Origin of the sequence: Stenotrophomonas sp. GD03958 (assembly GCF_029839005.1) — a bacterium.
Lineage (GTDB): Bacteria > Pseudomonadota > Gammaproteobacteria > Xanthomonadales > Xanthomonadaceae > Stenotrophomonas > Stenotrophomonas hibiscicola.
The window spans coordinates 16,147-39,083 of record NZ_JAOBZT010000030.1 but is presented as its reverse complement, the minus strand read 5'-3'; the positions used below and the strand labels follow the sequence as shown (position 1 = coordinate 39,083).

Genomic DNA, 22,937 nt, shown 5'->3' with positions numbered 1-22,937 from the left:
GAGAGCATGAACCACATCTATCGTCGTATCTGGAGTGCCGCCAAGCGTTGCTGGGTGGTTGGAAGTGAGTTGACCAAGCGCGGGCCAGCCGCGCGACGCTCGGTCAGCGTGGCGGCGAGTGCCGCAGTGCTGGCGCTGTCCGCAAATGCCATGGCGGTCGAAGGTGCCGAGAAAGAAGATCCAGGCGAGGAGACTGAAACGATTTGGAATGAACAGGAAGATTCCAGGCGTTCAGGCATGTCCATGAATCCCTTTATGACTGGCGGACTGAATGCTGGGCTCTCGTTGACGTCGATTTCCCCGCAGTCCACGTATTACCAACTGGCGATTGTCAACGATGTCGCCTATCGCGATTCAACAGCGACCGGCGATGACACGGTCGTAGTCGGTTCGCGCTCCGCCATCTCTGGCAAACGATCAGTTGGTTATGGCAACGGCATCCGTTCAACGGGAGAGCGCAACGTCGCGATCGGCACGAACGTGAAGATCGAACATTGGTACGCAACTGCGGTGGGTGATGGCGCGTATGCCGGCGGTGGCTGGGGTGCCACGGCCTACGGCAATGATTCACGAGCCGACGGCGGCAACGCGATTGCCATTGGTAGCGGCTCGCGGGTGTCTACCGGAGGTGGTATCGGTGGAATCGCGTTGGGGGGTGACGCCCGTGCCGGCACAAGCGGCTATTCGGGAGCCATCGCTGTAGGCAACAAGTCCAATGCGTCCTATGACGCGATGGCGATTGGTTATGAGTCACGCGCTTCCGTGTCGGGATCGGTGGCATTGGGTACGCGGTCGGTCGCCAACGAGACCGACACCGTATCGGTGGGAAGCAGCACGCTCAAGCGGCGCGTGATGAATGTGAAGGATGCTCGATTGACTGGCTCCAGTTCCGACGCGGTCACCGGCAGTCAGCTGTACTGGGCCAAGCAGGACATCAGCAGGGCGCAGACTGCGGCAGATACAGCCAAGACAAACGCAAGCACGGCGCAGAGCACGGCGAACACGGCCAAGAGCACGGCTGAGAACGCGATATCCGCGGCCAATGCAGCAGGCTACCTGACTGCCAGCGGCTCGACCGTGACGTCCACGCAGCGTGCCCAGGCATCGGGAACGGGTGCGCTTGCCTCAGGCCTGAATGCGCTTGCCAGTGGCTCGGGCGCGAGCGCGCATGGATACAACGCCAAGGCCAATGCAATCGGCTCGATTGCCATCGGCTCCGGCGCGAAGATCGAGGCGAGTTCCTCCAACTACGGCATCGCCATCGGCGCATCGGCGAGCACTGGCCCGACTGCGTACCAGGTTGCGATCGGCTACCAGGCATCTGCTGCAGGGGGGGCGAGCTCCATGGCGCTGGGTGCATCCACCAAGGCCAATCATTCGCGTTCAGTCGCTCTGGGCGTGCTTTCGGTTACGACCGCCAATGATCAGGTATCCATCGGCAGTGACTCGGTGAAGCGGACGATCAGCGGGATGAAGGATGGGTTGCTGAGCGCCACCAGTACCGAGGGCGTCACCGGCAAGCAGCTGTTTGAAACCAATGTCCAGGTGGGCGAGGTGGACCGCACGGCGAAGGCGGCGCAGACGGCAGCCGATACGGCAAAGGATGAAGCCAGCAAGGCGTTGACCGCAACGACGGTACTGGGTGGCCTTGTGGGGCAAGTGTCTGCCACAGGCAATGTCCGCCTGGGTGAGAAGAACGGCGGCACGGTGCTGGATGTGCGCAATAGCGCGAATGCGAACCGTAAGCTGACCGGCGTGGCCGATGGCTTGGTCAGCGCCAGCAGCTACGAGTCCGTCAACGGCAGGCAGCTTAATGCCACCAATGACAAGGTGGCGACGGTAGAGGGTATGGCCATGTCTGCGGGTGAAGATGCTGCTGCGGCGAAGACGGACGCAGTCAAGGCGCTGGCCGAAACAGCGGTGCTGGGCGGATTGGTGGCGCAGGTTTCTGCAACTGGCAATGTGCGCCTTGGTGAGAAGAACAGCGGTACGACGTTGGACGTGCGCAACAGCGCCAATGCCAATCGGAAGATCAGTGGTGTAGCAGATGGAATCTTGAGCGCCAGCAGTGCTGAGGCTGTGTCTGGTAGGCAGCTGCATTCAACCAATTCACGCGTCTCAGATCTTGAGGATATCGCGCAGTTTGTGAGTATAGGCTCAGCGCCCTTCAGTGAAGGCGCCGAAGCAGGTGTGGCAGGTGTTGCGGTGGGGAATTCAGCAAAGACGGGACTGGAGGGGGGAACTGCGGTAGGCACATTTGCGGAGGCGATGGGCAAGAACTCCACCGCAATTGGCAGAGCGGCGACTGTCTCTGTGGATTCTGAAAATGGATTCGCAATGGGAGTCGGTGCACAGGTTGGTGGAGGCGCGGGCGGTGCGAATGAAGGTATCGCGATTGGTGCTGCCGCAAGAGTTGTGGGCGGAGCTCATGGCTCCCTGGCACTTGGAAACGGTTCGCTGGCAGATGAAGAAGGAGTTGCGTCATTTGGCGGTGTTGGCATCCAGCGCCGCCTTGTAAACATCGCCCGCGGCACCGCCGACCACAACGCCACCACCGTCTCCCAGCTCAAGGATTCCCTCGCCACCCTTGGGGGCGGAGCAGGCATGGACGCCGACGGCAACATCATCGCGCCGACCTACGCGGTGCAGGGCGAAGCGCAGCACACCGTCGAGGATGCGATGATGGCACTTGATGGCGCTGTCATCACCGCAGGCCGTCGGGCGGACAAGGTGGAAGGCCAACTCAGCTCCATCTTCCAGGGCTCACCTTCCGCCCGTGCCGATGGCATGAACCAGATCGCGCTGAATGGCGTGAATGGCATGTTGCTGACCAACCTGGCTGACGGACGAGTGGCGCCAGGAAGCCGTGATGCCGTAACCGGCAGTCAGTTGTACGCCGCAGAGCAGAAGATCTCGCAGAATCGGAATGATCTGGAGTCGATGCGCAGGGAGCGGGAGATGGGCGAGCAGGCAATGCGTGGATTGGATGCGAGCGTCATCGACTACGGCGGTGCGCGCTTGACTGGTGTGGCCGAGGCGACGCTGTCGGCTGATAGCTCGGATGTCGTGCGTGGCAGTCAGCTCCATTCAACCAATGGTCGACTCGATGCATTGGAAGAGCTTAATCAATTTCTCAGCGTAGGCACAGGTCCCACGACTGGTCCTGCGGAGGCTGGTCGGGCTGGGGTCGCGCTTGGCATCCTTGCGAAGGCGGGCACCGAAGGAGGGACTGCGATTGGGTCACGCTCTCTTGCGTTGGGGGTGAACTCGGTGGCGCTTGGGCGGGGATCGACCGTCTTCAATGGTTCCGATTTCAGCATTGCCATTGGGACGGGGGCGGAAGTCGGAACGTACGATGGTGGAACCGCAATTGGTGGGATCGCCCTCGGCATCGGTGCGAGGGTTCGGAATGGTGCCGACGGTTCGATGGCGCTTGGGTTCGGCTCTTATGCGACCGAGGTAGGAGTTGCATCGTTCGGCAATGGTGAGATGAAGCGCCGCCTTGTAAACATCGCCAACGGCACCGCCAACCACAACGCCGCCACCGTCGGCCAGCTGCGCGGCGCACTGTCCGCACTCGGCAGCGAAGTCGATGCCAACGGCAACATCGTCGGTCCCAGCTTCAACGTGCAGGGCCAGTCCCAATCCACCCTCAACGGCGCATTGGAAGCGCTCGATGGTGCAGTCGTCAGCACCACCTCGCGCGTAAACCAGGTCGAATCCCAACTCCGCTCCGTGTTCCAGGAAGCCCCCTCGGTCCGCGCAGACGGCGCCCAACAGCTCACCCTGGCCGGCGCCAACGGCATTGTCATCTCCAACGTGGCCAACGGCCTGATCGCGGCCGGCAGCCGCGATGCGGTCAACGGCGGCCAGTTGCATTCGATGCAGCAGCAGCTCAACGGCCGCATGGATGGGCTCGAGCAGCGCATCGACGATCAACCGCAGGCTCGCGCCATGGCCGCAGCATCCACGCCGTCGCCATCCACCGAAGAGATCGCGCCGACGCCGGAAACCAGCGGCTCGCCGCAGATCGCCTCTACCGGTGAAGGTGACAAGCCAGCCCCGCAACCCAAGTCGAAGCAGGACGAAACGCCCAAGCCGCAGGTCGACACCGCCGACCTGGAGAAGATGCTGGCCCGTGCCAACGAGTACACCGATGGTGCGATCAGCAATTTCGAGCGCCGCTTGGACAAGATGGACAAGCGCTTCAACCGCATGGCGGCGATGAGCAGCGCACAAAGCGCGATGGCGATGAACACCGCCGGCCTGGCCACCTACAACCGCCTCGGTGCGGGCGTGGGCTACAGCGAGGGTGAGTCGGCAATGGCGGTGGGCTACCAGCGCGTGCTCAACGAGAAGGGTTCGGCCACCTTCAGCCTCAATGGTGCGTTCACCAACAGCGGTGAGCGCAGCATGGGCGTCGGCGTGGGCATCGGCTGGTAAGCCATGCAGCCCCGGCGTGGTGCGCGTAATGAACCCCGCCGCGCCGGGGTCCTTGCCGAGGAGATGGCAATGTACAGATGGGTACGCGGAATTATCAGCTATCGCACGTTCTATATCTGGCGGGCGCGCTTTCGCTACTACACCCGGAACCTGGATCTATGGACGCTGATGAGCGGGCTATGCATCGCCGGTCTGCTGCTGGTGCTGTGGTACCTGTGGCAGATGCTGGGCGTGCCGCCGCCGCGCGTGCACCCGAAAGCCGCGGCGCTGCGCATCGAAGGTGTCTCCAGCGAGGCGATCCATCGCATCGTGCTGGTACGCCACGCGGGCAGCACGCCGGGTGCACCGTTCACCACGCCGGAGGAGGTAAGGGCGAGCACGTTGCGCACGATGCGGGTGCGGCAGGTGATGGACAGCGAAGTGGTGTGGCGGCTGAAAGCCGACATGCTGGCGGACATCGCCGACTACATCACCGCCACGGGTGGGTGCGTCCCGTACGACTGCCGACGGATTCGCGCTCGATTTGAGGATGTGCGCAGGGCGGGTGTTGAGAATGCGCAGATCAACACAGCACTGTCGACGATCCTTGAGGTGTCGCTGGATCAGATGCCGCCGTTGGAGTCGGTCGAGCATGAGCGTGTGAAGAGTGGGTGGTCGGATGGGTTCAACGACATCTATGACCAGATCTGGTTGCTGCGGGGCCTGCAGGTCATGCATGCACAGATGATGCGGGAGTATCCGCAGCGAGCCGCCGCGCCGTGGTTGCCGCGGTTGCTCAGCGACCCGCTGCGCGATACCCGTTTCGTCTGGTAGTGGGAGCAAGATAGGCGTCATCTGCCAGCGCAGGTAGCGCAGCTTTTGTAGAGTCGAGCCGCGCTCGACTGCTTTTCGGCCAGCAATCGAAATGCCTGAAGCACAGTGCGGACCACGGTCCGCACCCACCGAACGCGGGTGCAACGCTCCTGTAGAGTCGAGCCGCGCTCGACTGCTCTTCGGTCGGCAATCGAAATGCCTGAAGCACAGTGCGGACCAACGGTCCGCACCCACCACTGGCAGGTACCGCCGCGCTCGCCGGCCATGGGCCGGCGCTACTGTCATCCGCCGATGTACGCGGTGATCTCCGCTTCGGCCAGCAGCTGCCGCAACTGCGCGACAGACGCGCGTCGCATCGGCTTCTCATCCACCGGTGACAGTGGGGCCTGGCGCAGGGCGTCATACGGCAGTACGGCCAGGTCGAAGGTCAGCTCCTCGGCACTGAACACCCACACCGGTACATCCAGGCTGCGTTCGCGGTCCATGCGCAACCGGCGCGTCCGCGATTCGGCGGGGATGCCGTGTTCGTCCAGGAAGCGATGCACGGCTTCCGGGTCGTCGCTGTGCAGGTGCAGCTGCACGGGACTGTTGGCGTCGGCGGTGCCATCCAGCACCGGGCCAGCCAGGCGCGGCGCGAACCCGCGCAGGAACTCCAGCGCCCGCATCGCGGCCTCGCGGCGGCGCTGCAGTTCGTTGCCGTGCTGGGGGCCGGCGAACAGCCGCTGGTATTCGCGCAGGGCGTCTTCGATCTCGGTGTTGCGGGGCAGGGAGGCATCGTCGTGGATGCCGAGCCGGCTGGCGGCCTTCAACTTGGCCTGGTGGTAGTCGCGGATGCCGCCTTCGGCCATGAGGCGGGCGGCTTCGTGGGCGAGGCGGTGGCGCCGCTCGCGGGTCTGGCTGGCAGCATGCTGACGGGCGCGATGCATGCGATGACTCCCTGTTGCGACCTGGCTACAGAGTAGCGCACGGATGTGACATCTGCGTGGGTATGGCGCGGAGATGCCAACCAACGGCTGGCACCCACCAACGCTTTGGTAGGTGCCGACCTTGGTCGGCACGAGGTGCCAACCAAGGTTGGCATCTACCAGAGCAGCGCGGGACCGTGCCCGGCGGATGCATCGGTGCCAACCAACGGTTGGCACCCACCGACGCTTTGGTAGGTGCCGACCTTGGTCGGCACGAGGCGCCAACCAAGGTTGGCCTCTACCAGGGCCGCATCGGTGCCAACGCACGGTTGGCACCCACCTGGTCCTTCCTCAGAAGATATCGAACGCGGCGGCGTCGGCCTGCGGCGTATTGAGGTTCAGGTCGTAGTCGGTCAGGCGGTCCATGTCTTCCACCTTCACCCACTCGGTCGCGCCGTTGAGCGTGGCCTGGACCATGCCGCTGGGCGGCTCGTTCTGCGCGATCGGGGTGTCCTTCAGCGCGGTGCGCATGTAGTCGATCCAGATCGGCAGCGCCGCCTTGCCACCGTACTCGCGGTAACCCAGCGAGCGGAAGTCGTCGCGGCCCACCCACACGGTGGTCACGTACGGGCCACCGAAGCCGGAGAACCAGGCGTCGCGGTGGTCGTTGGTGGAGCCGGTCTTGCCGCCCACGTCCTCGCGGCCGAGCACCTTGGCCTGCACGCCGGTACCGCGCTGGACCACGTCGCGCATCATGGATACCAGCTGGTAGGCGGTGCGGGCGTCGATCGCGCGCGGGGCAGTGCGGGCGTCCGGGTTGGCCGGAACGGCGGCAGTTTCGGTCTTGGCTTCGGCCTTGGCCGCAGCCGCCGGGTCCACCTTCGGGGCCGGGGCGCCGAAGTTGAAGCCATCCACTACCTGGTTCACCGGCTGGTCGCTGCTGCCGGCGCAGTCGCGGCAGGCCAGCGCCGGGTTTTCCTTGAACACCAGGTTGCCGTCGCGGTCGTTCACTTGGTCGATCAGCCAGGTGTCCACGCGCGAGCCGCCGTTGGCGAACACGGCGTAGCCACGGGCCACCGACAGCGGGGTGAGCGAAGCAGTACCCAGCGACATCGACAGGTTCGGCGGCAGTTCCGATTCGGCGAAACCAAATTCGCTGATGTACTTGCGCGCGTAATCCACGCCCATGCCATCAAGCAGGCGCACCGAGACCAGGTTGCGCGACTGCACCAGCGCTTCGCGCAGGCGCATCGGGCCGCGGAAACCGCCGCCGTCGTTCTGCGGGGCCCAGGTCTTGCCGCGGCGGTCGCGGAACACGACCGGGGCGTCGAGCACGATCGAGGCCGGGTTGTAGCCCTTGTCGAAGGCGGCCGCATAGACAAACGGCTTGAAGCTCGAACCCGGCTGGCGGCGGGCCTGGGTGGCACGGTTGAACTTGTTGCCGGAGAAGCTGAAACCGCCCACCAGCGCCTTCAGTGCACCGCTGTGGGCATCCAGCGAGACCAGCGCGGACTGGCCGCGCGGGATCTGGTCCAGCAGCCACTCCCCTTCCTTGGCACCGGCACGCACGCGCACGATGTCACCGCGCTGCACCAGCTTGCCCGGGGTCTTGTTGGTCCACTTGGCGGCGCCGGCCGGCAGCACGATCTCGCTGCGGTTGGCCAGCACCACGGTGGCGCTGCCATCGGCGCCGGTGCTGGCGACGATGGCCGGCAGCAGGCCGGCCTGGCCGTACAGGCCACGCAGGTGTTCGGCCAGGGCGGCGGCGTCTTCGCCGGCACCCACTTGGACCTGCTTCTCCACGCCGTGCCAGCCGTGGCGGTGGTCGTACAGCAGCAGGCCGTCGCGCACCGACTGGTTGGCGGCGGTCTGCAGGGTCGAATCGATAGTGGTAGTGACGTGGTAGCCCTTGTTGACCACGTCACCGCCGAAGCGGGCGATCATTTCCTGGCGCACCAGCTCGGCCACGTACGGGGCATCGACCTGCACCGGCGGCTCATGCGCGGTGGCGTGCATCGGCACGGCCTTGGCCGCGTCGGCCTCGGCCTGGCTGACGAACTTCAGGTCGGCCATGCGCTGCAGCACATAGTTGTCACGACGCTGGCGGGCGCGCTCCGGATTGGAGATCGGGTTGCCCGAGGAGGGGAACTTGGGGATGCCGGCCAGCGAGGCCATCTCGTCCAGGTCCAGCTCGTTGAGCTTCTTGCCGTAGTAGAACTCGGCGGCGGCGGCCACGCCGTAGGCGCGGTTGCCGAAGAAACTCTTGTTCAGGTACAGCTCGAAGATCTCGTCCTTGCTCAGCTCGGACTCGATCTTCCGTGCCAGCAGGATCTCGGCCAGCTTGCGGGTGTAGCTGTACTCAGAACTGAGGAAGAACTGGCGGGCCACCTGCTGGGTGATGGTGGAGCCACCGGGCACGCGCTTGTCGTTGGTGGTGGCCAGCAGCCAGACCGCGCGGCCGATGCCCTTGTAGTCCACACCGCCATGCTCGTAGAAGCGGGCGTCCTCGGTGGCCAGGAAGGCCTGCTTCAGCTTCTCCGGCACGTCCTTCATGGTGATCGGGGTACGCCGGGTCTCGCCGAACACCGCCATCAGCTTGCCGTCGGCGGCATAGACGTACATCGGCTCCTGCATTTCCACGTCGCGCAGGGTCTGCACGTCGGGAAGCTTGGAGGACACGGCGTAGTACAGACCGCCCACGGCGGCCGCGCCGATCAGCGCCAGGACCAGGACAATCAGGAAGATCCAGCGCAGCCAGCGGCGGAGTCGAGTCATCGGGTTCAGATTCCGATTGCGAATTTCGTGGTCGCAGAGTATAGATTACGCAAGGTGGCGGCTGGGGTCGGCACCGGGGAGCGCAAGGGGAACAGTCAGGGGCTGCATCGTGAATCCGTGAGGAACTTCACAGCAGGGCCGTTGCCATTTGCTAAGAATACGTTATTAATGCTCGGGCGCAGGTCTTGCGTCCAAGTGCCCGTCGGCAGGGGAGAAACCGTGGGGCTCATCCCAAAAAGTCAGTCGCCGCTCGTAGGCGTCGACATCAGTTCGACTGCGGTAAAGCTTTTGCAGCTGTCCCGCAGTGGCAACCGTTTTCGCGTGGAACACTACGCTGTGGAACCTCTTCCGCCGAATGCGGTGGTGGAAAAGAACATCGTGGAAGTGGAGGCCGTAGGTGAGGCCATCCGCCGCGCGATGAACCGCTCGGGGAGCAAGGCCAAGCTGGCCGCTGCCGCCGTTGCCGGTTCGGCGGTGATCACCAAGGTGATCCCGATGCCGGCCGAGCTCGACGAGAACGACATGGAAGCCCAGATCGAGCTGGAAGCGGTCAACTACATTCCGTACCCGATCGAGGAAGTGAACCTGGACTTCGAGGTGATCGGGGCGATCCCGAACAACCCGGAGATGGTCCAGGTGCTGCTGGCCGCGTCGCGTTCGGAGAACGTGGAACTGCGCCAGTCGGCCCTGGAACTGGGTGGCCTGCAGGCCAAGGTGATGGACGTGGAGGCCTTCGCGGTCGAGAACGCCTACGCCCTGGTCGCCAGCGAGCTGCCGGTGTCCATCGACGGCGTGGTCGCGCTCGTGGACATCGGCGCCACCATGACCACGCTCAATGTCCTGCGCGGCGGCCGCAGCCTGTACAGCCGCGAACAGGTGTTCGGTGGCAAGCAGCTGACCGACGAGATCATGCGCCGTTACGGCCTGAGCTACGAGGAGGCCGGCCTGGCCAAGCGCCAGGGCGGGCTGCCGGAAAGCTACGAGATGGAAGTGCTGGAGCCGTTCAAGGAAGCCACGGTCCAGCAGATCAGCCGCCTGCTGCAGTTCTTCTATGCAGGCAGCGAGTTCAACCGCGTTGACCACATCGTGCTGGCCGGCGGCTGCGCCGTGCTCGGCGGCCTGCCGGAAATGGTCGAGGAACAGCTGGGCGTGCCGACCGTGGTCGCCAACCCGCTGGCGCAGATGACCCTGGGGCCGAAGGTGAACGCACATGCGCTGGCCCAGGATGCCCCCGCGCTGATGATCGCCACCGGTCTGGCGCTGAGGAGCTTCGACTGATGGCACGCATCAATCTATTGCCCTGGCGCGCCGAGCGGCGCAAGCAACGCCAGCGCGAGTTCTACGCAATGCTGGGCATGGCCGCGATCGGTGGCCTGCTGCTGTCGCTGGTGATCTGGTTCTATTACGACCGCCAGGTGAGCGGCCAGATGGACCGCAACGCCTATCTGGAAGCCGAGATCGAAAAGGTCAAGGAACAGAACAAGGAGATCGACCGCCTCGACGCGCAGAAGGAACGCCTGCTGGCCCGCAAGAAGGTCATTGAGGAACTGCAGGCCAAGCGCTCGCAGATGGTGCACCTGTTCGATGCGCTGGTGCGCACGATTCCCGATGGCCTGGTGCTGACCGCGCTGAAGCAGGAAGGCGACGTGCTGACCCTGGAAGGGCGCACCCAGTCCAACGCCCGTGTTTCGGCGTACATGCGCAACCTGGAAACGTCCGGCTGGATGACCAACCCGGAACTGTCGATCATCGAAGCGCGTGACCCCGAGAAGGACAAGGACGGCAAGACCGGCCCGGTTGCGGACATCAAGGCGCTGCCCTACGTGTTCGTGGTCAAGGTGAAGCTGCCGGCGCAGAGTGAGGAAGTGGCCGCTACGCCAGGCCTCAACGCCGATGGTTCGGTGGCAACGCCGGCGCCGCCCGCTGTGGCACCGCTTGCCGCCGGCCCGGATGCAGCGGCGCCTGCTGCACCGGCCGCAGGCCAGACCGCTGCTGCTCCGGCTGCCCCCGCCGCCGCTCCGGTCAACGCACCTGCTGCCACCCCGGCCGCGCCGAACCCGCCGGCAGCCCCGGCTGCCAAGCCTGCGCCGAAGCCCGAGGGCAGCCGCCTGGCGCAGCCGCCGCAGGCCTTCAACGCCCCGCTGCAGGGGGATCGCGCATGAGCCAGAAAATCGATCTGAAGAACCTGGATTTCAACGACATCGGCAACTGGCCGCAGAAGGCCAAGATCGTCTTCTGCTCGCTGTTGGCGCTGGTGATCATGTTCGTTGCGTGGATGCTGCTGATCAGTGGCAAGCGCGAGGAACTGGCCGGCCTGGAATCGAAGGAAGTCGACCTGCGTGCCGAGTTCACCAAGCAGCAGGAACGCGCGGTGAACCTGGCGCCGCTGAAGCAGCAGCTGGCACAGATGGAACAGGTGCTGCAGCAGATGCTGCGGCAGCTGCCCAGCAAGACCGAAATGCCTGACCTGATCATCGACATCTCGCAGACGGCGTTGTCCAGCGGCCTGACCAACGAGCTGTTCGAGCCGGAGCAGGAGCAGGTCAAGGAGTTCTACGCCGAAAAGCCGATCAAGCTGCGCATGGTGGGCAGTTACCACCAGTTCGGTGCTTTCGTCAGTGGCGTGGCGTCGCTGCCGCGCGTGGTCATCCTGACCATGCACGACATCAACCTCAAGCCCAAGGACAAGGCCACCGGCAACGCCCGCAGCGGTGCGCTGGAACTGTCCGGCACGGTCAAGACCTATCGCTATCTGGATGAGACCGAGGTGCAGGCACAGCAGGCGGCTGACGCCGGCAAGGAGGAGAAGAAGTGATCCGTTCCCTCTTTGCGCGTTGTGGGATGGCAGCCGTCGTGCTGATGCTGGCCGCGTGCGGCCGCGGCGTGACCAGCACGCCGGGTGATGCGCCGAATCTTGAAAAGTGGGTGGAAGGCGAGCGTGCACGACCGGCGCAGCCGCTGGAGCCGCTGCCGGTGATGCAGCAGTTCGAAACCTTCGAATACTCCGCACAGGGCCTGCGCGATCCGTTCACCGATGCCTGGACCAATCCGCAGCAGGGGAATGGCGGATTGCGTCCGGATCCGAACCGGCGCAAGGAGCCGTTGGAAGGCTTCCCGCTGGATGCACTGGACATGGTCGGTACCATCGGCACCGGCGCCGCCACCGTGGCGCTGGTGATGGGGCCGGACAAGGTGACCTACCGGGTACGCCGGGGTGGGTACCTGGGGCAGAGCGACGGGCGGGTCACGGCGGTCTTCGAAGACCACGTGGAGCTGATCGAACTGGTGCCGGATGGCGCGGGCGGCTGGCTGGAACGGCCGGCAACGCTCTCGCTTGAAGATCAATGATCGTTTACTGGGGATAGCACGATGACCTTTCACCAAGCCAAGGGGCTGCGTCCCATCCGGCGCTCTACCTTGAACCGTGTCAGCGCGTTGGGAGTCGCGCTGATGCTGGCCTGCGCTCCGGCGCTGGCCGCCGCACCGGCCGAGAAGCCGGTGGGCGCCACCGTGGCTCCGGCGGCAGCGCCGGCCGGCCTGTCGGTGGCCAAGATCGATTTCAAGCGCGGCGATGATGGCGCCGGGCGCCTGATCGTCCAGTTCGACGGCCAGGGCGCGGTGCCGGATCTGCGTACGCAGGGCAACAGCGTGGTGGTCGATGTCGGTAACGCTCGGCTGCCGGCCAACCTGCAGAAGCCGATGAACGTCACCGACTTTGCCACACCGGTGCAGCGCATCGACGCCAAGCCGTCCGGTGCCGGTACGCAGCTGGTGCTCAGTACCGGTGGCGCGGTGGAGTCGCTGGCCTACCAGAGCGGCAACGAGTACGTGGTGGAGATCAGCCCGCGGCAGGCGCCCGCTGCGGTGGGCGCGGTCACCGCCGGCAGCGTCACCCAGGCCGCCAAGGCGGTGGGGCAGCGTGGCTTCACCGGCAAGCCGGTGACCTTCAACTTCCAGGACGTGCCGGTGCGCACCGTGCTGCAGTTGATCGCCGAGGAATCCAATCTCAACGTGGTGGCCTCCGATTCGGTACAGGGCAATGTGACCTTGCGCCTGGTCAACGTGCCGTGGGACCAGGCGCTGGACATCGTGCTGCGCGCCAAGGGCCTGGACAAGCGTCGCGATGGCAGCGTCATCTGGGTCGCTCCGCAGGCTGAGCTGGCCAAGTTCGAGCAGGAGAAGGAAGACGCGCGCATCGCCATCGAGAACCGCGAAGACCTGGTCACCGATTACGTCCAGATCAACTACCACAGCGCCACGCAGATCTTCAAAGCGCTGACCGAGGCCAAGGGCATCGGTGGCGGTGGTGGTGGCGGCAATGGCGGTGGCGGCGGTTCGTCGCAGGAAGACAGTGGTTTCCTGTCCTCGCGCGGCCGTATCGTGGCCGACGAGCGCACCAACACGCTGATGATCAGCGACATCCCGAAGAAGATCGCGCGCATGCGTGAGCTGATCGGTGTGATCGACCGTCCGGTTGACCAGGTGCTGATCGAAAGCCGTATCGTCATCGCTACCGATACCTTCGCCCGCGAGCTGGGTGCGAAGTTCGGCATCAGCGGCAGCCGCGACAACGTGTACTTCAGCGGCAGCCTGGATGCCAATGCCGAAACCCGCAAGTCGCAGGTCGATACGGCGCAGGCCAACGCCAAGGCGATTCGTGAGTGGCAGGCCGGCGGCAGCGTCGGCCCGGCGCCGATTCCCAGCGGCCCGACCATCAAGCGCGGCCTGAACTGGAACCTGCCGGTGGCCGCAGCCAACAACCCTGGCTCGCTGGCGCTGTCGATCCTCAACGCAGGCTACCTGCTGGACGTGGAGCTGTCGGCCATGCAGGAAGAGTCGCGAGGTGAGGTGATCTCCAACCCGCGCGTGGTTACCACCAACCAGCGCGAGGCGATGATCAAGCAAGGCAAGGAAATCGGCTACGTCACCATCAGCGGCACCGGTGCTGCCGGTGGCGCCGGCTCCACACCGAACGTGCAGTTCAAGGAAGTGGTGCTGGAACTGCGGGTGACCCCGACCATCACCAACGACAACCGCGTGTTCCTCAACATGCAGGTGAAGAAGGATGAAGTCGACCGCCTGATCGAACTGCAGGGCTACGGCACGGTGCCGTCGATCAACCGCCGCGAGGTCAACACCGCGGTACTGGTCGAGGATGGGCAGACCGTGGTCATCGGTGGCGTGTACGAGTTCACCGACCGCAGCAGCATCAGCAAGGTGCCGTTCCTGGGCGACGTGCCGTTCCTGGGCAACCTGTTCAAGAAGCGCGGCCGCAACAAGGACAAGGCCGAGCTGCTGGTGTTCGTCACGCCGAAGGTGCTGCGCGTGGCCAAGCAGAACTGAACCCGCGCCACCCGCGCAACGCAGAAGGGCCGCCATGCGCGGCCCTTCTGCGTTTCCACCCGTAGATCCACGACGCCCATGTCCAGTAGATCCACGTCATGCGTGGACGCTGTTCATCCTTTCTTGATGCCAATCGCAAGGCACCCTGCGATGATGTCGGGAACCCGTGCCGTCCCGCGCCGGTCAAAGGCCCCCATGAACCTGCCACCGCCGATGCCCGAAACCGTCTCGCCGCCGCCCGCGCCGGCCGCCTCCCGCCTGCATGGCGCCTTCACCCAGCTGCGCGATGCCCTGTCGGCCGAGATCGTCGGCCAGGCGGCACTGGTCGAACGCCTGCTGATCGCGCTGCTGGCCGATGGCCACCTGTTGGTGGAAGGCGCTCCGGGCCTGGCCAAGACCACGGCGATCCGTGCGCTGGCCTCGCGCCTGGAGGCGGATTTCGCCCGCGTGCAGTTCACTCCGGACCTGTTGCCGGCCGACCTGACCGGCACCGAGATCTGGCGCCCGCAGGAGGGCCGCTTCGAATTCGTACCCGGCCCGATCTTCCACCCGATCCTGCTGGCCGATGAAATCAACCGCGCGCCGGCCAAGGTGCAGTCGGCGCTGCTGGAAGCGATGGGCGAGCGCCAGGTCACCGTTGGCCGCCACACCTACGCGCTGCCGCCGCTGTTCCTGGTGATGGCCACGCAGAACCCGATCGAGCAGGAAGGCACCTTCCCGCTGCCCGAAGCACAGCTGGACCGGTTCCTGATGCATGTACGCATCGGCTACCCGGACCAGGCCGCCGAATCGGAGATCCTTCGGCTGGCCCGCGACCGCGCCCGTGGCGCGCTGGGCGAAGCCGCACCGGCGGCGGAAAAGCTGCCGATGCAGGATGTGTTCGATGCCCGCCGCGAAGTGCTGGACCTGCACATGGCGCCGGCGCTGGAACGCTACCTGATCGAGCTGGTGCTGGCCTCGCGTGATCCGTCGCGCTATGACGCTGGCCTGGGCCGCCGCATTGCCTGGGGCGCCAGCCCGCGCGGTTCCATCGCGCTGGAACGCTGCGCACGTGCGCGCGCCTGGTTGGCCGGCCGCGACTTCGTCACGCCCGATGACGTGCGAGCGGTTGCCGCCGACGTGCTGCGCCATCGCGTACTGCCCAGCTACGAAGCCACCGCCGAAGGCTGGGACGGCGAACGCCTGGTGCAGGAACTGCTGGCACGCGTGCCGGCACCCTGAGCCTGCGCATGGCCGATCCATCCCTGCACCACGCCTCTTCCGTCAGCGACGGTGACGGGCTGCGCCCGCAGCTGGCCGAACTGGTAGCGCTGCGCCGCCTTGCACAGCGACCGCCGCCGCCACGCCGTGGCCGCGCCGGCAACGCGGGGCAGGCGCCGGCGCCGCTGCGTGGGCGTGGCATGGAGTATGCCGAGTCACGCGAGTACGTGGCCGGTGATGATGCGCGCCATATCGACTGGCGGGTGACCGCACGCACCGGTCGTGCCCACACCAAACTGTTCCAGGCCGAACGCGAGCGGGTCAGCCTGATCGTGGCCGATACCTCGCCGGCCCTGTACTTCGGCACCCGCGTGCGCTTCAAATCGGTGCAGGCCGCACGTGCCGGTGCTGTCGCCGCGTGGTCGGCACAGCGTCGTGGTGATCGCATCGGCGCCCTGCGTGGCAGCGACCGTGAACCACCGATCGCACCGGCAGGTGGCCCGCGCGGCGTGCTGCGCGTGCTGGATGCGCTCACCCGGTGGTATGCGCAGCCCCCGGCCGATGACCTTGGCCTGGAGCGCGCGCTGGACCATGCCGGTCGCGTCCTGCGCCCGGGTGCACGCGTGCTGGTGCTGGCCGACCCGCAGCAGGCCATCCGTATTCCGCCTGCGCGCTGGAGTGTGCTGGCCCAGCACCATGACCTCAGCCTGGTGCTGCTGGTCGATCCATTGGAACTGCAGCCTCCATCGGCTGCGCTGCAGTTCCAGACCCTGCAGCAGCGCATCGGCCTGGACCTGCGGCGCAGCGAGGTGCAGGCGCATTGGCAGGCCCACTTCGTCGAACCGCTGCAGGAGCTGCGGCGCCAGCTGGGAGCGCGCCGCGTCGATGTACAGGTGCTGTCCACCGATGCGCCCAGCGATGCCTGGCTGGCACCATCGCCCACCGAGGCGCCGGCATGAGCGCGAACCTGCCGCTGCGCGATGTGCAGCTGCCGCCGGCCCCATCGTGGTGGCCACCGGCACCGGGCTATCTGATGATCGGCGGCGTGGTGCTGCTGTTGCTGGCGGCGATGGCCTTCGTGTGGTGGCAGCGCCGCCGACGCTGCCAACGCTGGTTGCAGCTGTTCGATCAGGAGTTGGCAACCACCGGCGATGCTGCTGCAGAACTGGCGGCGATTGCAGGGCTGCTGCGTCGCGCCGCGCGCCAGGCACAGCCCGGCAGTGAATCCCTGCGCGATGATGCCTGGTGGCAGCGCGTGGATCCGGAAGGCACGCTGCCCGCGGCGCGTCGCAGCCTGCTGGCCGAAGGGGCCTATCGCCCACGCGTGGACGCCAACGATGTGGCGGCGCTGCGCAGCTGGGCGCGCGAGCGCTATCTGGCCATGCTGCTGGAGCGGCGCCGATGAACCTGCTGGCAAGTTACTGGCCGTGGCCGGAGCTGCAGCTGGCGTGGCCGCTGGCCCTGCTGGCGCTGCCGTTGCCGTTGCTGATGCGCTGGTGGAAGCGTCGTGCCGATCCCGGCGCAGCACTGCGTGTGCCCTATGCGGCGACGGAACTGGAAGCGCTGGCCGGTGGCGGCCGCGTCGATGTGTCGTGGCTGCGTACGCTGCTGTTGTGGCTGGGCTGGTGCGCGCTGTGCGTCGCACTGGCACGCCCGCAACAGCTGGGCGAAGCAATCACCCCGCCGCAGCAGGGCCGGCAGATGATGCTGGCGATGGACGTGTCCGGCAGCATGGGCGAGGGCGACATGGTGCTGGGTGGACAGGCGGTGGATCGCCTGACCGCAGCCAAGGCCGTGTTGGCCGACTTCCTCGATCGTCGTGCCGGCGACCGCATCGGCCTGCTGATCTTCGGCGACCGCGCTTACACGCTTACGCCGCTGACGGCCGATCTGGCCAGCGTGCGCGACCAGCTGCGCGACAGCGTGGTTGGCCTGGCGGGTCGCGAGACGGCCATCGGTGATGCCATCGGCCTGGCGGTGAAGCGCCTGCGCAGCCAACCCGAAGGCCAGCGCGTATTGATCCTGCTGACCGACGGCGTCAGCAACGCCGGCGTGCTGGAACCGCTGCGCGCGGCGGAGGTGGCCCGCGCCGAGGGCGTGCGCATCCACACCGTCGCATTTGGTGGCGATGGCAGCATGCGCCTGTTCGGCATTCCCATCTCCGCCGATCAGGACCCGGTCGACGAGGCCACGTTGAAGAAGATTGCCAGCATGACCGGTGGCCAGTTCTTCCGCGCGCGTGACACCGCGCAGCTGGCCGGGATCTACGCTGAACTGGACCGGCTGGAGCCGATCGCCGCGAAGGGGCCGAGCCTGCGCCCGCGCGAGGAGCTCTATGCCTGGCCGTTGGGCCTGGCGTTGCTGCTGGGCGTGCTGGCGTGGCTGTGGCCGGAGCGTCGCCGATGATCGCGTTTGCTTCGAATCTTCCCGATTGGAATGCGCTGCACTTCCTGCGCCCCGAATGGCTGTGGGCCTTGCTGGCTTTGCCGGTCATCCTTGCACTGGCGCTGTACCGGCAGCGGCGCAGCGATGTGTGGCGAACAGCGGTGGATGCCCACCTGTTGCCGCATCTGCTGGCCGCGGGCACGCGCCGCCGCGTACGCCTGCCCTGGGCCGTCCTGCTGGGCTGGACGCTGGCCTCGCTGGCCATGGCCGGGCCAAGTTGGCGCCAGCAGGCACAGCCGATGTTCCAGGCCAGCGCGCCGCTGCTGGTGGTGCTGGATCTATCCAGCCGGATCAATGCCACCGACCTGCCGCCGTCGCGCCTGCTGCAGGCGCGGGCGAAAGTGGGTGAGCTGCTGCGTGCCCGCCAGGGCGGACAGGTGGGCCTGGTGGTCTACGCCGAGGACGCCTACACCGTGGCGCCGCTGACCGACGACGGCAGCAATGTGGCGCTGTATCTAGACTCGTTGTCGCCGGATGTGATGCCACGTGACGGCCAGCGTGCCGACCGCGGCATCGACTGGGCAACGCGGTTGATGCGCCAGATCGGGGCGCTGCGGGGGCAGATCCTGCTGGTCAGCGATCACGCCGATGATGAAGCGGCACTGGCCGCAGCGCAGGCGCGCAGCCTGGGCCTGCAGGTGTCGGTACTGGGCCTGGGCACCCCCGCCGGGGCGGCGTACCGGGATGGCAGTGGGCAGATCCGCCAGGCTGCGCTGGACGAAGGCAGCCTGCGTGCCGTGGCCACCGCGGGAGGTGGCCGCTATGCCCGCATCGCCGCCGATGCCAGTGATCTGCGCGCACTGGGCGTACTGGATGCACGCCAAGGCACTGCAGCGCAGCGGCCGGGCGAGGGCAAGCAATGGCGTGATGAAGGGTTCTGGCTGCTGCCACCGGTGATGCTGCTGGCGTTGCTGGCCTTCCGCCGCCGCGCGCTGCTGGTGGCAGTGCTGGCGGTGGGCTTGCTGCCATGGATGAGCGACGTGCAGGCGCAGGCGCCTGCCGCGCCCGCCGCATCACCAGCGCAGGGCACGCTGTGGAAGCGCGCCGACCAGGTGCAGCACCAGCGCTTGGCCGAAGGTGCGCAGGCGTACCGCAATGGCGATTTCGCCGGTGCCCGCAAGCAGTTCGAGGGCATCGACAGCGATGCGGGCTGGTACAACCTGGCCAATGCACTGGCCCGCCAGGGCCACTACGACGAAGCCATTGCCGCCTACGACCGCGCGCTGGCGCTGCATCCCGGCATGGCCGATGCGGTCGCCAACCGTGCCGTGGTCGATGCCGCGCGCAAGCGCAAGCAGTCCGGTGGCAAAGGCCAGGATCAGCAGAAACCACCGCAGAACGGGCAGCAGAAGCCACCGCAGAACGGCCAGGGGCAGCAGAATCCGCAGGGCCAGAAGCCGCAGCAGGGCCAGCAGGATCCTGGCCAAGGCCAGCCGCAGTCGGGCCAGCAGGGGCAGCCCAAGCCCGGTGACGACAAGAACCCGTCGAGCCCGCAGCCCGGCGAGCGCGGCCGCGATGGACAGCCGGCGCCACCACAGGTGGAGGATGCCAAGGCACAGGCCCGGGCCGATGAGCAGCAGCGCCAGCGCATGCAACGGGCAATGCAGCAGGCACGTGAGGGCAAGGGCGAACAGGACGGCAAGCCCGTGCCCGGCAGCGACGGCAGCACTGCGCGCCAGCGCGAGGAGCAACAGGCGGTGGAGGCGTGGATGCGACGCGTGCCGGATGATCCGGGTGCATTGCTGCGGGCCAAGTTCCAGCTGGAAAACGAACGCAGGAAGAGGGAAGGGCGATGACGCGGGCGATCAACATGCACAGGCACTGGCCCCGACAGGTACTGGCGGCGTTGCTGCTGTGGCTGCCGCTGCTGGCCTGGGCGCAGCCGCGCGCGTGGCTGGACCGCGACCGCATCGCGTTGGGTGACACGGTCATGCTCAATGTCGAGAGCGACCAGGGCACGCCGGACTTCACGCCGTTGCGTACCGACTTCAATCTCAGCGGCCAGACCAGCAGCCGCCAGGTGGAGTGGCGCAATGGCAGCATGCAGCAGCGCACTCTGTATGGCGTGGCACTCTCCCCACGGCGCAGCGGTGCACTGGTGGTGCCGGGTCTGCAGGTGGGCAGTGCACGTACCGCGCCGCTGACCCTTCAAGTGGATGCCGCTGCCGTGGCCGGCCCCGACAGCAACGCGGTGGCCTTCATCGAAACCGTTGTCGATGACGAGACGCCGTACGTGCAGCAGAGCGTGGGCGTGGTGGTGCGGCTATATTTCGCCTCGCAGCTGGCGTCCGGCGAACTGGTGCTGGATACCCCGGCAGGCGCGTCGTTGCAGCGGGTGGGGGATGACCGCACCGATGTGCGGCAGGTCAATGGCCGTCGCTACAACGTGGTCGAGCGGCGCTTCCTGCTTGTTCCCGAGCGCAGCGGTGCACTCCGGCTGGCCGGTGCGCGCTTCAGTGGGCGCAGTGCCGGTGGCTTCTTCGACGATTTCTTCGGCGGCGGCGACGGGCGCATGAATGCCACCGGCGCCGACCGCACGTTGCAGGTACAGGCACAGCCGGCGCAGGCGCCGCAGCCATGGTTGCCGCTTCAGGGCCTGCAGCTGCGCTACATCAGTGCACCGGCCCGCGCCCATGCCGGTGAGGCGGCCAACGTGGTGGTCGAGGCGATTGCCGAAGGTGCCACCCGCGCGCAGTTCACCGACCTGCCGGTGCCCGATGTCGGCAACGCCGCACAGGTGTTCGCCGAACCCGCACAGTACGAAGAGAGCTTCAACGGCAGCACGCCGCGCCTGAAGATCACCCGCCGCTATTCGATCGTGCCGCGCCAGCCGGGTTCGCTGGTGGTGCCGGGGCCGCGCCTGCCGTGGTGGGACGTGCGCAATGGCAAGGCGCAGGAAGCAACGCTCCCGGACCTGACCTTGGCCGTGGCGGCCGCTAATGGCGGTGGCAGTGCTTCACCTGCGCCGCTGCCGCCGATCGATACCCAGGCTGCGCTGCCGGGGGCCGATGGCCAGGACAGCCGCATCGCGGCCACCGATCCGCGTGCCAGCGGCCTTGCCGAGCGTCCATGGCCGTGGATGGGCGCCGCCATTGGCCTGGCCTTGCTGTGGCTGCTGACGCTGTTGTGGGGCTGGCAGCGTGGCCGTCGCCCGCGCGTGGCGCCGCCTGTAGCGAGCAAGGGCGCCGTGCCGGCTGTGGCGACGGGGCGTGCCGGCGTGGCCGAACTGCGCCGCGCCTTGGATGGCGAAGGGTTCGACCAGGTGGAAGCACACCTGTGTGCGATGGCCGGCGTTGACCGCATCGAGCAGGTCATCGCGCGGCTCGATGACCCGGCCCAGCGGCAGGTGCTGCAGGATCTGCAGCAGGCCCGTTGGGGCGGGCAGGGTGATCTGGCGACCTTGCGTACGCGCCTGCGCGAGGTCTTCCGTGACGGACCGCACTGGTCGAGCGTTGTCGACGCCGCCAACACTGGGCTGCCGCCGCTGTACCCGCTGCGGCGAACCTGAACCGGCGCCGCTTGCGCGCTTTGTTAGAGTGCATTCATTTTTCGAGGAAACCCGCGCATGACAGCAGCTGCTGCCGACAAGAAGAAGTTGCCCCTGCATTGGAAGATGGGCATCGGCTTTGCGATCGGCCTGGTCCTGGGATTGATCGTGCACGCCCTGGGCGGCAGCGTCGAAGGTCTGCAGGCCGGTGCCAAGTGGGTAATGGACTACGTCACCACCCCGGCTTCGGGCCTGTTCCTCAACCTGATCTTCATGCTGATCGTGCCGCTGATCTTCTCGGCGCTGATCATGGGCGTGTCGGAGATGGGCGACATCCGCGCCCTTGGCCGCATCGGCTGGAAGACCCTGGCCTATACCGTGCTGCTGTCCGGCATTGCCGTGGGCATCGGCCTGGTGCTGGTCAACCTGCTCAAGCCGGGCGCCGGCGTGGATCCGCAGGTGGCCGCGATGATGCTGTCGGAGAACGCAGAGCGCAGCAAGGAAATCGTTGCCGGCATCCATGGCACGCCGAAGGGCATGGACATGCTGTTGTCGATCGTGCCGAGCAACGTGCTGCAGGCCGCGTCTGACAACGGCGCGATCCTGTCGCTGATGTTCTTCGCGCTGATGTTCGGCATCGGCATGGTGTTGACCGACGACGAGAAGGTCGCCCCGCTGCGCCGTGCCATCGAAGGCGTATTCGAAATCTCGATGACCCTGATCAACCTGGTCATCCGCCTGGCCCCGTATGCGGTGGCCTGCTTCATGTTCAATCTGGCCGCGCTGTTCGGCTTCGAACTGATCATCCGCCTGGGCGCCTACGTGGGCGTGGTGGTGCTGGCACTCGGCCTGCACATGGTGGTGACCTACGGTACGGCCGTGTGGCTGTCCGGCCGTTCGCCGCTGTCGTTCTTCCGCGATACCCAGGAAGCGACGGTGATGGCGTTCTCCACCGCTTCCAGCAACGCCACCCTGCCGACCGCACTGCGCGTGGCCGACCAGATGGGCCTGCCGCAGCGCGTGTCGCGCTTCGTGCTGACCGTGGGCGCCACCGCCAACCAGAACGGCACCGCGCTGTTCGAGGGCGTGACGGTGATCTTCCTGGCCCAGTTCTTCGGCGTGGACCTGAGCATCGGCCAGCAGATCATGGTGATGGCGGTCTGCATCCTCGGTGGCATCGGAACCGCCGGCGTGCCGTCGGGCTCGCTGCCGGTGGTGGCGATGATCTGCGCGATGGTGGGCGTGAACCCGCTCGGCATCGGCCTGATCCTGGGCGTGAACCACTTCCTGGACATGTGCCGTACCGCGCTGAACGTGACTGGCGACCTGGCCCTGACCACGCTGGTGGCCAAGGGCGAAGGCCACGATGGCCCGGCGCTGGGCCCGCAGCAGGACTGAGTCCGGATTCCCGCCCCCGGACTCCGGGGGCGGTAGTGCCGGCCGCTGGCCGGCAACTTCATGATCTTCATCGGATTCTGCGCAGTTGGCGGCCAGCGGCCGGCACTGCCGGGCACGGTGAACCGACC

Annotated in this window: 16 protein-coding genes; 14 read left to right on the top strand and 2 right to left on the bottom strand. The window is 66.5% G+C overall.

Going from position 1 to position 22,937, the window contains the following annotated elements:
- The first annotated feature begins 6 nt into the window (after positions 1-6).
- Positions 7-4,443: an ESPR-type extended signal peptide-containing protein gene (locus tag N5C25_RS10885; protein ID WP_251102984.1), complete on the top strand. Its 4,437-nt coding sequence runs from the start codon at positions 7-9 to the stop codon at positions 4,441-4,443.
- 69 nt (positions 4,444-4,512) lie between these two features.
- Positions 4,513-5,256: a hypothetical protein gene (locus N5C25_RS10880; protein ID WP_058980533.1), complete on the top strand. Its 744-nt coding sequence runs from the start codon at positions 4,513-4,515 to the stop codon at positions 5,254-5,256.
- Between the two features lie 281 nt (positions 5,257-5,537).
- Here N5C25_RS10880 and N5C25_RS10875 read toward each other — a convergent pair whose 3' ends face one another.
- Together N5C25_RS10875 and N5C25_RS10870 are read right to left on the bottom strand one after the other, a co-directional pair.
- On the bottom strand, positions 5,538-6,182 hold the full coding sequence (locus N5C25_RS10875) for a hypothetical protein (RefSeq protein WP_251102985.1): 645 nt from the start codon (positions 6,180-6,182) through the stop codon (positions 5,538-5,540).
- Positions 6,183-6,512: 330 nt separating this feature from the next.
- A complete protein-coding gene (locus N5C25_RS10870; RefSeq protein WP_251102986.1) occupies positions 6,513-8,936 on the bottom strand; it encodes a penicillin-binding protein 1A in 2,424 nt (807 codons plus the stop codon).
- A 219-nt stretch (positions 8,937-9,155) separates the two neighbouring features.
- Here N5C25_RS10870 and N5C25_RS10865 point away from each other — a divergent pair, with 219 nt between their 5' ends.
- From N5C25_RS10865 to N5C25_RS10810, 12 genes are all read left to right on the top strand, one after another.
- Positions 9,156-10,214, top strand: a complete 1,059-nt coding sequence (locus N5C25_RS10865) for a pilus assembly protein PilM (RefSeq protein ID WP_005410860.1) — start codon at positions 9,156-9,158, stop codon at positions 10,212-10,214.
- Entirely contained in the window at positions 10,214-11,098 is an 885-nt protein-coding gene (locus N5C25_RS10860) for a PilN domain-containing protein (RefSeq protein WP_251102987.1), read from the top strand. The genes N5C25_RS10865 and N5C25_RS10860 overlap by 1 nt, the downstream gene beginning before the upstream one ends.
- Positions 11,095-11,751 (top strand): type 4a pilus biogenesis protein PilO, encoded by a 657-nt coding sequence (pilO, locus tag N5C25_RS10855; RefSeq protein ID WP_010484063.1) that lies wholly within the window; start codon positions 11,095-11,097, stop codon positions 11,749-11,751. Before N5C25_RS10860 ends, pilO begins: the two co-directional genes overlap by 4 nt.
- A 26-nt stretch (positions 11,752-11,777) precedes the next feature.
- Positions 11,778-12,284, top strand: a complete 507-nt coding sequence (locus tag N5C25_RS10850; protein ID WP_279936930.1) for a pilus assembly protein PilP — start codon at positions 11,778-11,780, stop codon at positions 12,282-12,284.
- Positions 12,285-12,305: 21 nt separating this feature from the next.
- Positions 12,306-14,279 (top strand): type IV pilus secretin PilQ family protein, encoded by a 1,974-nt coding sequence (locus tag N5C25_RS10845; RefSeq protein WP_111098865.1) that lies wholly within the window; start codon positions 12,306-12,308, stop codon positions 14,277-14,279.
- A 195-nt stretch (positions 14,280-14,474) separates the two neighbouring features.
- Entirely contained in the window at positions 14,475-15,500 is a 1,026-nt protein-coding gene (locus N5C25_RS10840) for a MoxR family ATPase (protein ID WP_021203694.1), read from the top strand.
- Positions 15,501-15,508: 8 nt separating this feature from the next.
- A complete protein-coding gene (locus tag N5C25_RS10835) occupies positions 15,509-16,438 on the top strand; it encodes a DUF58 domain-containing protein (protein WP_251102988.1) in 930 nt (309 codons plus the stop codon).
- Entirely contained in the window at positions 16,435-16,884 is a 450-nt protein-coding gene (locus tag N5C25_RS10830; protein WP_251102989.1) for a DUF4381 family protein, read from the top strand. Before N5C25_RS10835 ends, N5C25_RS10830 begins: the two co-directional genes overlap by 4 nt.
- On the top strand, positions 16,881-17,885 hold the full coding sequence (locus N5C25_RS10825) for a VWA domain-containing protein (protein ID WP_251102990.1): 1,005 nt from the start codon (positions 16,881-16,883) through the stop codon (positions 17,883-17,885). Before N5C25_RS10830 ends, N5C25_RS10825 begins: the two co-directional genes overlap by 4 nt.
- Positions 17,882-19,720 (top strand): VWA domain-containing protein, encoded by a 1,839-nt coding sequence (locus N5C25_RS10820; RefSeq protein WP_251102991.1) that lies wholly within the window; start codon positions 17,882-17,884, stop codon positions 19,718-19,720. The genes N5C25_RS10825 and N5C25_RS10820 overlap by 4 nt, the downstream gene beginning before the upstream one ends.
- On the top strand, positions 19,717-21,432 hold the full coding sequence (locus N5C25_RS10815) for a BatD family protein (protein WP_279936928.1): 1,716 nt from the start codon (positions 19,717-19,719) through the stop codon (positions 21,430-21,432). The genes N5C25_RS10820 and N5C25_RS10815 overlap by 4 nt, the downstream gene beginning before the upstream one ends.
- A gap of 57 nt (positions 21,433-21,489) precedes the next feature.
- On the top strand, positions 21,490-22,809 hold the full coding sequence (locus N5C25_RS10810) for a dicarboxylate/amino acid:cation symporter (protein WP_058980497.1): 1,320 nt from the start codon (positions 21,490-21,492) through the stop codon (positions 22,807-22,809).
- Positions 22,810-22,937 lie beyond the last annotated feature (128 nt).